Below are 13,498 nucleotides of genomic sequence, written 5' to 3'. Positions count from 1 at the left end.
CGGAACCTCAGTGCAGGGCCAACTGCGCGCCATCGGCGGGCAGCGCGGCATTGTAGTCGGAAACAAGGGCCGTCACGGAAGGCCCGATGATATCGGTCACAAGGCTGGGATAGACGCCAAGGATCAGGGTCATCGCGATCAGGGGCGCGAAGATAATCCGCTCGCGGCGGTCCATGTCAGTGATCGAGCGCAGCGCCTCTTTGATCAGGTCGCCGAAGACGACTCGCCGATAGAGCCACAGCGCATAGGACGCCGACAGGATCACACCCGAAGTCGCCACAGCCGCAACCCAGGTGTTGACCTGGAAAATGCCCATCAGCGTCAGGAATTCACCGACAAAGCCCGAAGTGCCGGGCAATCCGACGTTCGCCATGGTGAAGAACATGAAGACCAGCGCATAGGCCGGCATCCGGGTCACAAGGCCACCATAGGCGTCGATGTCGCGGGTGTGCATCCGGTCATAGATCACGCCGACGCAAAGGAACAAGGCACCCGAGATGAAGCCGTGCGACAGCATCTGGAAGATCGCGCCGTCAATGCCTTGCTGGTTGGCGGCAAATATCCCCATGGTCACATAGCCCATGTGGGCGACGGACGAATAGGCGATCAACTTCTTCATGTCGGTCTGCGCAAGCGCCACGAGGCTGGTATAGACAATCGCAATCGCCGACATCCACAGCACCAGCGGCGCCATTACATCCGACCCGACCGGGAACATCGGCAACGAAAAGCGCAGGAAACCGTAGCCGCCCATCTTCAACAGGATCGCCGCCAGCACGACCGACCCCGCGGTCGGCGCCTGAACGTGCGCGTCGGGCAGCCATGTATGCACCGGCCACATCGGCATCTTCACCGCGAAGCTGGCAAAGAAGGCAAGGAACAGCATCGTCTGCAAGCCGCCCACAACCTGAACGCCCAACAGGCTGAACGTCTCGGACCCGAAGTCATGCACCAGAAGGTCGACGATATCGGTGGTGCCGGCGTCGAAATACATCGCGATCATCGCGACCAGCATCAGGACCGACCCAAGGAAGGTATAAAGGAAGAACTTGAAGGCCGCATAGATCCGGTCCTTGCCGCCCCAGATGCCGATGATCAGGAACATCGGGATCAGCCCTGCCTCGAAGAACAGGTAGAACAGCACCAGATCCAGCGCGCAGAACACGCCCAGCATCAGCGTTTCAAGCACAAGGAAGGCAATCATGTATTCCTTCACCCGCGTCTCGACATTCCAGCAAGAATAGATCGTGATCGGCATCAGGAAGGTCGTCAGCATCACGAACAGGATCGAGATCCCGTCGACCCCCATCTTGTAGCTCAGTCCCATGATCCACTGCCGGTCTTCCACGAACTGAAAGCCGGTGTTCGACGGGTCAAACCGCAAGAGGACGAAGAGCGAGATCAGGAAGGTCGCCGAGGTGGTGAACAGCGCAAGCCACTTTGCCCCCTGCCGGGCCGCCGCATCATCACCGCGCATGAACAGCGCAAGGATGATCGCCGCGACCAGCGGCAGGAAAGTGATGATCGAGAGAAGCTGGTTTTCCATAATTCCGTGCGCCCCTTACTTCGCGCCGCCGAAAAGCGTCATCCAGGTCACCAGAATGACGATCCCCAGCACCATCGCGAAGGCGTAGTGAAACAGGTAGCCGGACTGCGCACGGCCTGCGAGTCGGGTGAAGAAGGGAATGATCCCCATCGCCACCCCGTTGAGCGAGCCATCAATCACGTCACCATCGCCGCGCTTCCACAGGAAGTTGCCCAGCCATTTTGCAGGGCGGACGATGACCCAGTCGTACAGCTCGTCGAAATACCACTTGTTCAGGAGGAACAGGTAAAGTGGCCGATGCTGTGCCGCCAGACGACCGGGAAGGTCGGGACGGCGGATGTAGAACAGCCACGCGGTGAACAGACCGATCAGCATGGCTATGAAGGGTGAAAGCCGGACCCAGACCGGGACATAATGCGCATCATGCAACACGGTGTTGTCGGGGTGCATGAAGATGGCGCCCTTCGGGGCCACGCCAGCAACCGGGGCGGCGTGGGCGGTGTCCGTGGCAGCGTCCGCCCCCGTCCCGCCATGGGTATCGGTGGCCGCAGCCTCACCCTCGGCGGCATCATGGCTTTGGTCAACCTCGCCATGCGCGGCAGAACTTTCCATGCCGAACCAGTTGCGAACGGCCGTTTCGTCGCCAAAGAACACCTTGTACCAAAGCATCCCCGAGAACACCGCGCCAAGGGCCAGAACCCCCAGCGGGATCAGCATGACAAGCGGGCTTTCATGCGGTTCATGGTGGTGGTCGTGGTGGCCGTGTGCGTCGTGGCCATGGCCATGACCGGTGGCGCGACTGGTGCCGTAAAAGGTCATGAACATCAGCCGCCAGCTGTAAAAGCTGGTGAAGCAGGCCGCCACCACCAACAGCCAGAAGGCGTATTGGCTGCCGACAAAGGCACTTTCAATCACGGCGTCCTTCGAAAGGAAGCCGGCGAAACCGTAATGCGTCAGCGGAATACCGACGCCGGTGATGGCCAGCGTGCCGATCATCATCGCCCAGAAGGTATAGGGGATCTTCTTGCGCAGCCCGCCATAGTTGCGCATGTCCTGTTCGTGGTGCGTGGCATGGATCACCGAGCCCGCACCAAGAAACAGCATCGCCTTGAAGAAGGCGTGGGTGAACAGATGGAACATCGCCACCGAATAGACACCCACCCCGGCAGCCACGAACATGTAGCCAAGCTGGGACATGGTCGAATAGGCGATGACGCGCTTGATGTCGTTCTGCACAAGGCCGATCGTCGCCGCCACAAAGGCAGTGGTGGCGCCAAGGACGGTGACAAAGGTCATAGCTTCCGGCGCGTATTCCATCACCGGCGACATGCGGCAGACCAGGAAGACCCCGGCCGTCACCATCGTCGCGGCGTGGATCAGAGCTGACACCGGGGTCGGGCCTTCCATCGCGTCCGGCAACCATGTGTGCAGGAAAAGCTGCGCCGATTTGCCCATCGCCCCGATGAACAGCAGGACAGCGATCAGGTTGGCTGCGTTCCAATCGGCCCAGAGAAAGCGCAGGTTCGTGTCGGCCAGCGCGGGGGCTGCGGCGAAGACATCGTCAAAGCGGATCGAGTCTGTCAGATAGAACAGCGCGAAGATGCCAAGCGCAAAGCCGAAGTCACCAACGCGGTTGACCACGAAAGCCTTGATCGCGGCGGCATTGGCCGAGGGCTTGCGGTAGTAAAACCCGATCAGAAGATAAGACGCGACGCCCACGCCTTCCCAGCCGAAGAACATCTGGACCAGGTTGTCCGACGTCACCAGCATCAGCATCGAGAAGGTGAAGAACGACAGGTAGGCAAAGAAGCGGGCCTTGTAATGCTCCCCCTCATGCCAGTTGTCGTCATGCGCCATGTAGCCAAAGCTGTAGAGGTGGACGAGTGCGGAGACCGAGTTCACCACGACCAGCATGATCGCGGTCAGCCGGTCAAGCCGGATGCCCCATTCGCTGCCCATCGTGCCGGATTCGATCCAGCGCATCAGGACGATCCGCTGGGTCTCCCCGTCAAAGGTCAGGAAGATCCACCACGACAGCGCTGCGGCAAGAAAGATGAAGGAGGTCGCAATGACCTGACCGGCTTTCTCGCCGATCAACCGCCAGCCGAACCCGCAGATCAGGGCGCCGATCAGCGGCGCAAGAAGGATGATCGTTGCCATCTGGGTCAGCCTTTCATCACGTTCACGTCTTCCACGTCGATCGAGCCGCGGTTGCGGAAGAACACGACGAGGATGGCAAGGCCGATCGCGGCCTCGGCGGCGGCGACGGTCAGGACGAACATGGTGAAGACCTGCCCCACCAGATCACCGGCAAAAGATGAGAAGGCGACAAGGTTGATGTTCACCGCCAAGAGCATCAACTCGATCGACATCAGGATGACGATCACGTTCTTGCGGTTCAGGAAGATCCCGAAGATGCCGATGACGAACAAGGCCGCCGCCACCGTCAGGTAATGTTCAAGTCCAACCATCTCACGTTCCCTCCGGGTCTAAAGCCCGTTCATTCCTTCGGGCTTGCGCCCCGATTGCCCAAGGTGCGCCGAAGCGCACCGATCACAGCCCTTGGCCCGGCTTCACGTCCTTAAGTTCCATCGCCTTGGCCGGATCGCGCCACATCTGTTGCAGCACGTTCTGCCGCTTTACATCCTTGCGGTGCCGCAAGGTCAGCAGGATTGCACCGATCATCGCCACCAGAAGGATCAGGCCCGAAAGCTGGAACAACAGGAAGTAGCGGTCATAAAGCAGCATGCCCAGGGCGCGGGTGTTCTCGACATCAGCGGCGGCAGGGGCCACGGCCTTGCGCAAAGCCTCGGCTTCCGGGGCGGCCTGCCAGACGCCGACGCCAATGGCGATCTGCATCAACAGAACAACGCCGATCAGCAGCCCCAAGGGCATGTAGCGCGCCAGTTCACCCTTGAGCGCGGCAAAGTCGATATCCAGCATCATGACGACAAAAAGGAACAGCACCGCCACCGCGCCCACATAGACGATGATCAGAAGCATCGCCACGAATTCGGCCCCCAGAAGCACGAACAGCCCCGAGGTCGAAAGGAACGTCAGGATCAGCCACAGGACCGAATGCACCGGGTTACGGCTGATCGTGACCATCAGACCCGCCGCCACGGTAACCGAGGCGAAGGCATAAAAGGCAAAATCGAAGACGGTCATGCGTCTTTCTCCCCAGAATTCTCATCGGTCTCGGCAAAGACGCCTTGCGCGATTTCCAGCGCCTTCTGCATCGCCGGCACACCGCCGAACATCGACATCTGCCAGATCACTTCCGCGATCTCGCGTTTGGTGGCCCCGGCGGCAAGGGCGTTCTTGATCGTGATGCGCAGTTGCGGCTCACCCAGGGGGCCAAGCACGGTCTGCGCGGCGATGGTCACCAGAAACCGGGTGCGGGCATCAAGGCCTTCGGGGTTGAAAGTCTTGCCGAACCACATCTCCAGAAGTTCCTTCGGCATCGCAGGGAACATCTTTTCAAAGGCCTTCACGTCGACGTTTTCCATGGCCGGAGCAAAGGCCTTGGCCATCTTCTGCCCCTGCTCCATCATGGCGGCGAACATCTTGGCGAAATCGTCGGTCATCAGCGGTACGGCGCATCAATTTCAAGGTTGCGGGCAATCTCGGCTTCCCAGCGGTCACCGTTCGCAAGGAGTTTATCCTTGTTGTAGAACAGCTCTTCCCGCGTCTCGGTCGAGAATTCGAAGTTCGGGCCTTCGACGATGGCGTCCACGGGGCAAGCCTCCTGGCAGAAGCCGCAATAGATGCACTTGGTCATGTCAATGTCATAGCGCGTGGTGCGGCGGCTGCCGTCTTCGCGCGGTTCGGCGTCGATGGTGATGGCTTGCGCCGGGCAGACCGCTTCGCACAGCTTGCAAGCGATGCAGCGTTCCTCGCCGTTCGGATACCGGCGCAACGCATGTTCGCCCCGGAAGCGGGGGGAAAGCGGGCCCTTTTCGTGCGGATAGTTCAGCGTGGTTTTCGGCGCGAAGAAGTATTTCATCCCAAGGCCGAAGCCCTTGATGAAGTCCATCAGGAGGAAATACTTCGTGGCGCGGGTCCAGTCGATGTTGCTCATCTGTCAGCCCCCCAAGGTCCAGCGCGCCCAGAAGCCGCCGAGTACTTCGAATTTTGCAAGAAACGCCACCAGAACCACCCAGCCCAGAGACAGCGGCAGGAAGACCTTCCAGCCGATCCGCATCAACTGGTCATAGCGGTAGCGGGGGACGATGGCCTTCACCATGGCGAACATGAAGAAGAACAGCCACATTTTGGCAACCATCCACCACCAGCCATCGGCCAGCCCGGGGATGGGCGACAGCCAGCCACCGAAGAACAACAGGCTCATCAGCGCGCACATCAGGAAGATGGCGATGTATTCCCCGGCCATGAACAGAAGGTAGGGGGTGGAGGAGTATTCCACCATGAACCCGGCGACGAGTTCGGATTCCGCTTCCGGCAGGTCGAAGGGCGGGCGGTTGGTTTCGGCCAGGGCGCTGATGAAGAACAGGAACACCATCGGGAAATGCGGCAGCCAGTACCAGTTGAACAGACCCCAGTCCCCATCCTGCGCGGCGACGATGGACGAGAAGTTCATGCCCCCGGTCGAGATGATGACGCCGATGATGATCAGGCCCAGCGACACTTCATAGGAAATCATCTGCGCCGCCGACCGCAGCGACCCGAGGAACGCGTATTTGGAGTTCGAGGCCCAGCCGCCCATGATTACGCCGTAAACCTCAAGCGAAGAAACGGCGAAGACGAACAGAAGCGCCACGTTTATGTTTGACAGCACCCAGCCATCATCAAAGGGGATCACCGCCCAGGCCAGAATCGCCAGCACGAAGCTCAGCATCGGCGCAAGGAAGAACACCGGGCGGTCAACACCCGCCGGGATCACGATTTCCTTGACCACATATTTCAGCGCATCGGCCACCGATTGCAGAAGGCCGAACGGCCCAACCACGTTCGGGCCGCGCCGCATCTGCACGGCGGCCCAGATCTTCCGGTCGCCGTAGACAAGGAACAGCAGGCTGATCATCACGAATGCCACGATCAGAAGGGCCTGCGCCGCAATCAGCACCGCCGTTCCGAACCCCGTGGAAAGAAACCCGTCCATCTCAGCCCCTCATCCTCAAACCGTCGGTATTCCAAGCTCTGCACATTCCGCCACCGCCAATCTGGTGTCGATGGTACGCAGGCCCTCGGGCTGACTGGCCGAGATGAGGTAAACCGCATCCCCAACCCATGTCCGCCCGTCCTTCTTCACGATGGTCCGCACATGCCGTGCGAACCCGTTTCCCTGATCCAGCGCATATTGCGCAACGGCACAGCGGCCATAAGCCTCGACATCCGACTTTTCAGCCGCGCCACGCATCGCGACGCTGACGCTGACAAGGTCCGTGTCGAGCAGGATCGTCGAGATCCCGTCATAGACCGGCGTGCCGCGACCCTCTGTCACCTCTGCACCTTGCGTGCAAGCCCCGAGCGCCACTGTCGCGGTGCCAAGGGTGGCCAGCAGGGTCAGAGGGTGATGCAAGGGCCTACTCCGCCGCAAGGGGCTGTGCCGCCCGCGCCTTGGCCATGGCCGACAGGTCTGCCATGACAGTTGACGCCCGCGCGACCGGATTGGTCAGGTAGAAGTCCTTGATCACATTCCGGAAATCCGCCTTGCCCAGCGGCTTGACCGCCAAGGCCAGCCAGTCATTCGCAGCCACTTCATCCACCCGGCCAAGATGCGGATGGGCCTTGACCAGTGCCGAGCGCAAGGCGGCCAGACTGTCCCAAGGCAGGGTCGCCCCCAGTTCGGCCGAAAGCGCACGCAGGATGGCCCAGTTTTCCTTCGCCTCGCCCGGAGCGAACCCGGCGCGCAGCGCCAGTTGCGGGCGGCCCTCGGTGTTGACGAAAAGCCCGTTTTCTTCGGTCCAGGCAGCACCCGGCAGGATGATATCCGCGCGCGAGGCACCCCGGTCGCCGTGGCTACCCTGATAGATCACGAAGGGGCCGCCCGAATCTCTGGCAGCGATTTCCACTTCGTCGGCGCCAAGGTTGTAGATCACCTCGGCCCCGTCGGTTGCTGCCGCAAGGCCACCTTCGGTCACCGCGCCCACATCCATTGCCCCGACGCGGGAGGCGGCGGTGTGCAGGACCAGAAGTTTCGCGCCCGACGCATCACACAATGCCATGGCCTGGGCCAGAACCGCTTCGCCATCGGCTTCATTGATCGCGCCTTGGCCGACGATGACGAGGCCAGCCTTGCCGTCCGGCCCGGTCTTCTTCGCGCCCTCCACCAGCGCCGCAAGCGCGGTGCGGTCGGTGCCGGCGTGGGTGTAGTCATAGGTCAGGTCAACCGCCTGCCCCACCAGCTCCACATCGGCGCCGAGGCTCCACGCCTTGCGGATCCGGGCGTTCAGAACCGGGGCTTCAACCCGCGGGTTGGTACCGATCAGCACGATGGATTTCACACTGTCGATGTCTTCGATCGCGGCCGACCCGACATAGGCCGACCGATTTCCGATCGGCAACCGCGCGCCGTCGGTGCGGCATTCGACATGGCCGCCAAGGCTTTCGACCAGTTGCTTCAGGCTGAACACGGCTTCCACCGGGGCCAGATCGCCCACCAGTGCGGCAACCTTCTTGCCCTTCATCGCGGCGGCGGCCATTTCCAGCGCCTCGCCCCAGCCAGCTTTCCGCAGCTTGCCGTTTTCGCGGACATAGGGCGTGTCAAGCCGCTGGCGGCGCAGGCCATCCCAGACAAAGCGGGTCTTGTCGGAAATCCATTCCTCGTTCACGCCGTCATGGTTGCGCGGCAGGATGCGCATGACTTCGCGGCCCTTGGTATCAACCCGGATGTTCGACCCCAGCGCGTCCATCACATCGATGGTTTCAGTCTTGGTCAGTTCCCACGGGCGGGCGGTAAAGGCGTAGGGCTTCGAGGTCAGCGCGCCCACCGGGCAAAGGTCGATGATGTTGCCTTGCAGGTTCGAATCCAGCGTCATGTTGAGATAGCTGGTAATCTCGCTGTCTTCGCCGCGCCCGGTCTGGCCCATCTGGGTGATGCCAGCAACCTCGGACGTGAACCGGACGCAACGTGTGCAGGAAATGCAGCGCGTCATGGTCGTGGCGACCAGGGGGCCAAGGTTCAGGTCTTCCGACGCCCGCTTCGGTTCGCGGTAGCGCGAAAAGTCCACGCCGTAAGCCATCGCCTGATCCTGAAGATCACATTCGCCACCCTGATCGCAGATCGGGCAATCCAGCGGGTGGTTGATCAGCAGAAACTCCATCACCCCTTCGCGCGCCTTCTTGACCATGGGGGATTTCGTCTTGACCAGCGGTGCCTCGCCATTCGCGCCGGGGCGCAGATCCTTGACCTGCATCGCGCAGGAGGCCGCAGGTTTGGGCGGGCCGCCCACAACCTCGACCAGACACATCCGGCAGTTCCCGGCGATGGTCAGGCGTTCGTGGTAGCAAAAGCGCGGGATTTCCACCCCGGCCACTTCCGCCGCCTGGATGATGGTCATTGCGCCATCAACCTCGACCTCGATGCCGTCGATGCTGATCTTCTTGAGGTTGGTCATGGCCTTGCTCCGCCGTCCTTCCGGCACATGGGGACTGGCCCCTCTGCGCCCTTGCCTGCCGGGCAGCAAACTGCCCGGCGATATGTCTTTGCCAAGGTCACTTTGTCGACCTCAAAAGATAGCCGATCAGGCTTTCCTTGGCGATTTCCTCTTCACCGATCCGGCAATAGGCGTCCGGGTTGCCCAGTTCGGCCCCGCGTTCCTTCAGCCATTCGGCGGCCAGAGCCTTGCCCCGCGCCTTTTCAGCCTTGTCGGTGACAAAGGCGCGCACTTCGGCCGCGCTGTAGCCCTGCTTCAGGGCATAATCCCTCAACTTGTTCAACTCACCCAGCGCGCGCAGTTTTCGAGGCTCTATCGTGGGGCAATTGTCGGCGATTGCGTCACCAATAAAGCCCTGCAACAGGGTATTGTTGATCATCGGTTCTTCGTTGATTGGCATCAGCGCATAGGCAGGCGCGGCAATCACAAGAGCAGCAAGCGTCAGAGTGAAGCGTTTCATCATGGTCTCCTTGGCTGTAACTGCCGCAGAGATGGGGGAGAACCCCCTTGATATGCCATGACAAACCCGCCCGATCAGCGGTTTGTGACTTGCCATGACATAACCGGTCATGCGCAGCCCCCCGGATAGACCCATTCACCGGTCGCCCGGTCAAAGCGGTCATAGATCGAGGACCGCACGCCCTTCGGCCCGCACTTGGCATCAGCCGCCGTGCGGGCAGCCGCTCCGTCCCACATCGCGAAAGGCTGGCCACCGTTCGAGACGCGCAACGGGCCAGAGGTGGCGGGTGCCGAAGGCACCGCAGCCACGCAGGCCCCTTGGGCAATCGTCAGGGAAAGGGCCAGCGCCACGCGCATCACTCGGCCGCGACCGCAGAGACGCGGCCGGTCTTCTTGGCCTTGATCCGGTCCTCAATCTCATCGCGGAAGGCGCGGATCAGGCCCTGGATCGGCCATGCGGCCGCATCGCCAAGTGCGCAGATGGTGTGACCTTCGACCTGCTTTGTCACGGAAAGCAGCATGTCGATTTCCTCGACCTCCGCCTCACCGCGCACCAGACGGTCCATCACCCGCATCATCCAGCCGGTGCCTTCGCGGCAGGGCGTACACTGGCCGCAGCTTTCGTGCTTGTAGAACTTGGACAGCCGCCAGATCGCCTTGATAACGTCAGTCGACTGGTCCATCACGATAACCGCCGCCGTGCCAAGGCCCGACCGCTGTTCGCGCAGCCAGTCGAAATCCATGATCGCGTCATCGCATTGCGCCTGCGTCAGCAATGGCACCGATGACCCGCCGGGGATGACCGCCTTGATGTTCTTCCACCCACCACGGACACCGCCGCAATGCCGTTCCAGCAGATCTTTCAGCGGGATCGACATCGACTCTTCGACCACGCAAGGGTTGTTGACGTGGCCCGAGATGCCGAAAAGCTTGGTCCCGGTGTTGTTCGGACGACCGAAGCTGGCAAACCAGTCCGCACCGCGCCGCAGGATGGTGGGGACAACGGCGATGGATTCGACGTTGTTCACCGTGGTCGGGCAGCCGTAAAGGCCAGACCCCGCCGGGAAGGGCGGTTTCATTCGGGGCATGCCCTTCTTGCCTTCAAGGCTTTCCAGAAGCGCCGTTTCCTCGCCGCAGATATAGGCCCCTGCCCCGTGATGCAGGTAAAGGTCAAAGTCCCAGCCCGACTTCGCGGCGTTCTTGCCCAGCATCCCGGCGTCATAGCATTCGTCAATCGCGGCCTGAAGCGCCTCACGCTCGCGGATGTATTCGCCGCGAATGTAGATGTAGCAGGCGTTGGCGTTCATCGCGAAAGACGCGATCAGCGCGCCTTCGATCAGCGTATGCGGATCGTGGCGCATGATTTCCCGGTCCTTGCAGGTGCCAGGCTCCGACTCGTCGGCGTTGATCACCAGATAGGAAGGCCGCCCATCCGACTGCTTGGGCATGAACGACCACTTCAGCCCGGTCGGGAAGCCCGCGCCGCCGCGCCCGCGCAGGCCGGATGCCTTGACCTGCTCGATGATCGTGTCGCGGCCGCGCTTGATGATCTCGGCGGTGCCATTCCAATGCCCGCGCTTCATGGCGCCCTTCAGGCTGCGGTCATGCATCCCGTAGAGGTTGGTGAAAATGCGGTCCTGATCCTTGAGCATCACAGTCTTCCTAACCCCGGCGTCCACGCCAGATCTGATACGTCACGACCATGGCCCAAAGGAATGCGGCCAATGCGACGAAATCGAAAAGAAACGCAAAGCGCGTTTCCCAAGCGAACCGACTGCCCAGCCATTGCGCGCCCATCCACAGGATCATCGTCACAGCAAGGACGATGCCAACCAGCCGCGCCTGACGGGCGCGGGCAAGGTCAGAGGGATCGGGGCGCTTTTGCACGGTCAGCCTTTAGTAGTTGTTGGTCTTGGCACGTTCACGGAACGCCTCAAGCCCTTCGGAAACGATGATCTTGGCCTGAGCCACCCATTTGTCGCGGGTGATCCGGCCCTTGAAGCCCTTCATCTCGGCATCGACCAGCGCCACATCGGCGTCAGACCATCCTGCGATCTGGTCGAAGTGGTAGAATCCAAGGCTGTTGGCCAGCTTTTCCATTGCCGGGCCGATGCCCTCGATTTCCTTGAGGTCGTCAGCCTTGCCCTTGCGCGGGGCATTCAGGCGCCGCGGACCTTCTGCCATTGCTGCGGGCTTGGCCACCTTGGGCTTGGTAGCTGGCTTGGCCGCCTTGGGCTTTGCCACCGGCGGCGGCGTGTCTTGCGCTACAGGGGCGGAAACGACAGCGGCGGGTGCCGCGACAGCCTCGGTCATTGGCTGAGGAGGCACTTGCGCCTGCACAGAAGGCTTTGCCGGGGCCACATCCTTAACGGAAGGTGCCGTCGCCGAGGGTGCCGAACCGCCCCAGGGCATGCCAAGAATCATCCCGGCCACACCAGCCACGGCAGCGGCCATCGCCGCAGCGGGGAAAAGGTCGAACTTGCCAACAATGACCAGCACGCCGAAAGCTACAAGCCCGGCCGCGGCCCCGATGGCCCATCCCCACAGATTAGGGGCATTCACATTCTCTGCCTTGCGCATTTTCCGTGTCTCTCCCTCTGGCGCCCTTTGCGAGCCTTGTTGCAGTCTTGCGTCGTCCTTCCTTTATGCCTTTGGTGTCTTGGTCGCCGCAGGCTTGGAGGCCGCTTTCTCACTGGTTTTGGGGGCCGCCTTCGGTGCCTTGGCTGGCTTGGCCACCTTGCCAAGCCATGGTGTCGTCAAAGGCACTTCGGTGCCGTCGATCCGCTTGACCGTATCGCCAAGGTCGACCGCCAGCTGCGCGCTGGCATTGTAAGGCTTGCGCCCGGCTTCAAACTCGGTCAGCGAGGTCAGCCCGCCCGCAGGTTCAGCTGCGTAGCGCCCGATTTCCGAGCCGGGAACCGGCACTTCACCGGTCGAGAACCGCGCAATCAGCTTGCGCAGGCCAGCCGGGGTCAGGTCTTCGTAATAATCTTTGCCGATCTGGGCCATCGGCGCATTTGCGCAGGCCCCCAGACATTCAACCTCTTCCCACGAAAACTTGCCGTCCTCAGAAAGGGTATGCGGAGTCTTGGCGATAAGTTCCTTGCAGACGGCCACCAGATCTTCGGCGCCGCAGATCATGCAGGACGTGGTGCCGCAGATCTGGATATGCGCGACCGAACCCACCGGCTGAAGCTGGAACATGAAGTAGAACGTCGCCACTTCCAGCGCGCGGATATAGGCCATGCCAAGCATGTCGGCGACATGTTCGATGGCCGGGCGGGAAAGCCAGCCTTCCTGTTCCTGCGCGCGCCAAAGAAGCGGGATGATCGCGCTGGCCTGCCGACCCTCGGGATACTTGCTGATCTGACCCTTGGCCCAGGCCAGATTGGCCGGGGTAAAGGCAAAACTTTCCGGTTGATGGGGATGAAGGCGGCGCAGCATCAGAGTCCCTTCTCGACAATCAGGGCGGCCAGTGTCACGCCCAGCGCAATCACCGACAACACCCCCGAGATCGTGTGTTTCATATGTGGATGCCCGGCCCGGGCATAAATCAGACCATCGGCAAAGCCCATGAAGGCGCAGACCGCGAAGAAAACCGCCATCAAGGCCAGATCGCCCAGAAACAGGACCGCCATCGCCAAAAGGGCAAAGGCCATATAGCGGTCGGCCAGGACCAAGGGCAGAAGCTCGATCCGATGCGTGGTCTGGGCCAACCCGCGCGCGGGATTCGACCAGAAGGCAAAGGCAAGGCTGGCCAGAATCATCACCGTGATCACCGCGCAGACCGTCACAAGGGTTGCCAGTGTCATTGCAGCCCCCCGGCAAGGAGAAGCGGCAGGAAAGGGGCGACCCCCGGCAGAACGGGCAGCAG

The 13,498-nt window shown here is 61.6% G+C and carries 15 protein-coding genes and 1 pseudogene; all 16 read right to left on the bottom strand.

Features of this window, described 5'->3' with window-relative positions:
• Nucleotides 1-7: 7 nt before the first annotated feature.
• The gene (locus QUV21_RS00180) at nucleotides 8-1,546 is read right to left on the bottom strand and encodes an NADH-quinone oxidoreductase subunit M (protein ID WP_300852272.1); all 1,539 of its coding nucleotides are present in this window, start codon (nucleotides 1,544-1,546) and stop codon (nucleotides 8-10) included.
• 15 nt (nucleotides 1,547-1,561) lie between these two features.
• Entirely contained in the window at nucleotides 1,562-3,706 is a 2,145-nt protein-coding gene (gene nuoL / locus QUV21_RS00175) for an NADH-quinone oxidoreductase subunit L (protein WP_300852271.1), read from the bottom strand.
• Nucleotides 3,707-3,711: 5 nt separating this feature from the next.
• Nucleotides 3,712-4,017, bottom strand: a complete 306-nt coding sequence (gene nuoK / locus QUV21_RS00170) for an NADH-quinone oxidoreductase subunit NuoK (protein ID WP_300852269.1) — start codon at nucleotides 4,015-4,017, stop codon at nucleotides 3,712-3,714.
• 82 nt (nucleotides 4,018-4,099) lie between these two features.
• Complete coding sequence (locus QUV21_RS00165; protein ID WP_300852267.1) at nucleotides 4,100-4,714, bottom strand: NADH-quinone oxidoreductase subunit J; 615 nt, start codon at nucleotides 4,712-4,714, stop codon at nucleotides 4,100-4,102.
• A complete protein-coding gene (locus tag QUV21_RS00160; protein ID WP_300852265.1) occupies nucleotides 4,711-5,133 on the bottom strand; it encodes a carboxymuconolactone decarboxylase family protein in 423 nt (140 codons plus the stop codon). The genes QUV21_RS00165 and QUV21_RS00160 overlap by 4 nt, the downstream gene beginning before the upstream one ends.
• The gene (gene nuoI / locus QUV21_RS00155) at nucleotides 5,133-5,627 is read right to left on the bottom strand and encodes an NADH-quinone oxidoreductase subunit NuoI (RefSeq protein WP_300852264.1); all 495 of its coding nucleotides are present in this window, start codon (nucleotides 5,625-5,627) and stop codon (nucleotides 5,133-5,135) included. Before nuoI ends, QUV21_RS00160 begins: the two co-directional genes overlap by 1 nt.
• A 3-nt stretch (nucleotides 5,628-5,630) precedes the next feature.
• The gene (gene nuoH / locus QUV21_RS00150; RefSeq protein WP_300852262.1) at nucleotides 5,631-6,668 is read right to left on the bottom strand and encodes an NADH-quinone oxidoreductase subunit NuoH; all 1,038 of its coding nucleotides are present in this window, start codon (nucleotides 6,666-6,668) and stop codon (nucleotides 5,631-5,633) included.
• A 15-nt stretch (nucleotides 6,669-6,683) separates the two neighbouring features.
• Nucleotides 6,684-7,088 (bottom strand): hypothetical protein, encoded by a 405-nt coding sequence (locus QUV21_RS00145; protein WP_300852261.1) that lies wholly within the window; start codon nucleotides 7,086-7,088, stop codon nucleotides 6,684-6,686.
• A gap of 4 nt (nucleotides 7,089-7,092) precedes the next feature.
• Entirely contained in the window at nucleotides 7,093-9,126 is a 2,034-nt protein-coding gene (nuoG, locus tag QUV21_RS00140) for an NADH-quinone oxidoreductase subunit NuoG (protein WP_300852259.1), read from the bottom strand.
• Between the two features lie 97 nt (nucleotides 9,127-9,223).
• Entirely contained in the window at nucleotides 9,224-9,625 is a 402-nt protein-coding gene (locus QUV21_RS00135) for a DUF5333 domain-containing protein (RefSeq protein ID WP_300852257.1), read from the bottom strand.
• A 107-nt stretch (nucleotides 9,626-9,732) separates the two neighbouring features.
• A complete protein-coding gene (locus tag QUV21_RS00130; protein WP_300852255.1) occupies nucleotides 9,733-9,981 on the bottom strand; it encodes a hypothetical protein in 249 nt (82 codons plus the stop codon).
• Nucleotides 9,981-11,276 (bottom strand): NADH-quinone oxidoreductase subunit NuoF, encoded by a 1,296-nt coding sequence (gene nuoF, locus QUV21_RS00125; RefSeq protein WP_300852254.1) that lies wholly within the window; start codon nucleotides 11,274-11,276, stop codon nucleotides 9,981-9,983. The genes QUV21_RS00130 and nuoF overlap by 1 nt, the downstream gene beginning before the upstream one ends.
• Nucleotides 11,277-11,286: 10 nt before the next feature.
• Nucleotides 11,287-11,511: a DUF5337 domain-containing protein gene (locus tag QUV21_RS00120; RefSeq protein WP_300852252.1), complete on the bottom strand. Its 225-nt coding sequence runs from the start codon at nucleotides 11,509-11,511 to the stop codon at nucleotides 11,287-11,289.
• Between the two features lie 9 nt (nucleotides 11,512-11,520).
• Nucleotides 11,521-12,204: an endonuclease gene (locus tag QUV21_RS00115; RefSeq protein WP_300852250.1), complete on the bottom strand. Its 684-nt coding sequence runs from the start codon at nucleotides 12,202-12,204 to the stop codon at nucleotides 11,521-11,523.
• A 66-nt stretch (nucleotides 12,205-12,270) separates the two neighbouring features.
• Nucleotides 12,271-13,068, bottom strand: a pseudogene (gene nuoE, locus QUV21_RS00110) (NADH-quinone oxidoreductase subunit NuoE); the annotation flags it as partial.
• The gene (locus tag QUV21_RS00105; RefSeq protein ID WP_300852249.1) at nucleotides 13,068-13,436 is read right to left on the bottom strand and encodes a hypothetical protein; all 369 of its coding nucleotides are present in this window, start codon (nucleotides 13,434-13,436) and stop codon (nucleotides 13,068-13,070) included. The gene QUV21_RS00105 and the pseudogene nuoE, both read right to left, overlap by 1 nt.
• Between the last annotated feature and the right edge of the window lie 62 nt (nucleotides 13,437-13,498).

It is taken from the genome of Tabrizicola sp., from assembly GCF_030373185.1.
Lineage (GTDB): Bacteria > Pseudomonadota > Alphaproteobacteria > Rhodobacterales > Rhodobacteraceae > Tabrizicola.
The sequence above is the reverse complement of the archived record's forward strand: the minus strand, read 5'-3'. Positions and strand labels throughout refer to the sequence as shown.

What these genes read in the sequence shown, in the direction of transcription:
- QUV21_RS00180 (WP_300852272.1), bottom strand. Translation starts at nt 1,546, where the DNA reads ATGGAAAACCAGCTTCTCTCGATCATCACTTTCCTGCCGCTGGTCGCG.
- QUV21_RS00130 (WP_300852255.1), bottom strand. Translation starts at nt 9,981, where the DNA reads ATGCGCGTGGCGCTGGCCCTTTCCCTGACGATTGCCCAAGGGGCCTGC.
- nuoG (WP_300852259.1), bottom strand. Translation starts at nt 9,126, where the DNA reads ATGACCAACCTCAAGAAGATCAGCATCGACGGCATCGAGGTCGAGGTT.
- QUV21_RS00105 (WP_300852249.1), bottom strand. Translation starts at nt 13,436, where the DNA reads ATGACACTGGCAACCCTTGTGACGGTCTGCGCGGTGATCACGGTGATG.
- nuoK (WP_300852269.1), bottom strand. Translation starts at nt 4,017, where the DNA reads ATGGTTGGACTTGAACATTACCTGACGGTGGCGGCGGCCTTGTTCGTC.
- nuoL (WP_300852271.1), bottom strand. Translation starts at nt 3,706, where the DNA reads ATGGCAACGATCATCCTTCTTGCGCCGCTGATCGGCGCCCTGATCTGC.
- nuoI (WP_300852264.1), bottom strand. Translation starts at nt 5,627, where the DNA reads ATGAGCAACATCGACTGGACCCGCGCCACGAAGTATTTCCTCCTGATG.
- nuoH (WP_300852262.1), bottom strand. Translation starts at nt 6,668, where the DNA reads ATGGACGGGTTTCTTTCCACGGGGTTCGGAACGGCGGTGCTGATTGCG.
- QUV21_RS00165 (WP_300852267.1), bottom strand. Translation starts at nt 4,714, where the DNA reads ATGACCGTCTTCGATTTTGCCTTTTATGCCTTCGCCTCGGTTACCGTG.
- QUV21_RS00115 (WP_300852250.1), bottom strand. Translation starts at nt 12,204, where the DNA reads ATGCGCAAGGCAGAGAATGTGAATGCCCCTAATCTGTGGGGATGGGCC.
- QUV21_RS00135 (WP_300852257.1), bottom strand. Translation starts at nt 9,625, where the DNA reads ATGAAACGCTTCACTCTGACGCTTGCTGCTCTTGTGATTGCCGCGCCT.
- nuoF (WP_300852254.1), bottom strand. Translation starts at nt 11,276, where the DNA reads ATGCTCAAGGATCAGGACCGCATTTTCACCAACCTCTACGGGATGCAT.
- QUV21_RS00160 (WP_300852265.1), bottom strand. Translation starts at nt 5,133, where the DNA reads ATGACCGACGATTTCGCCAAGATGTTCGCCGCCATGATGGAGCAGGGG.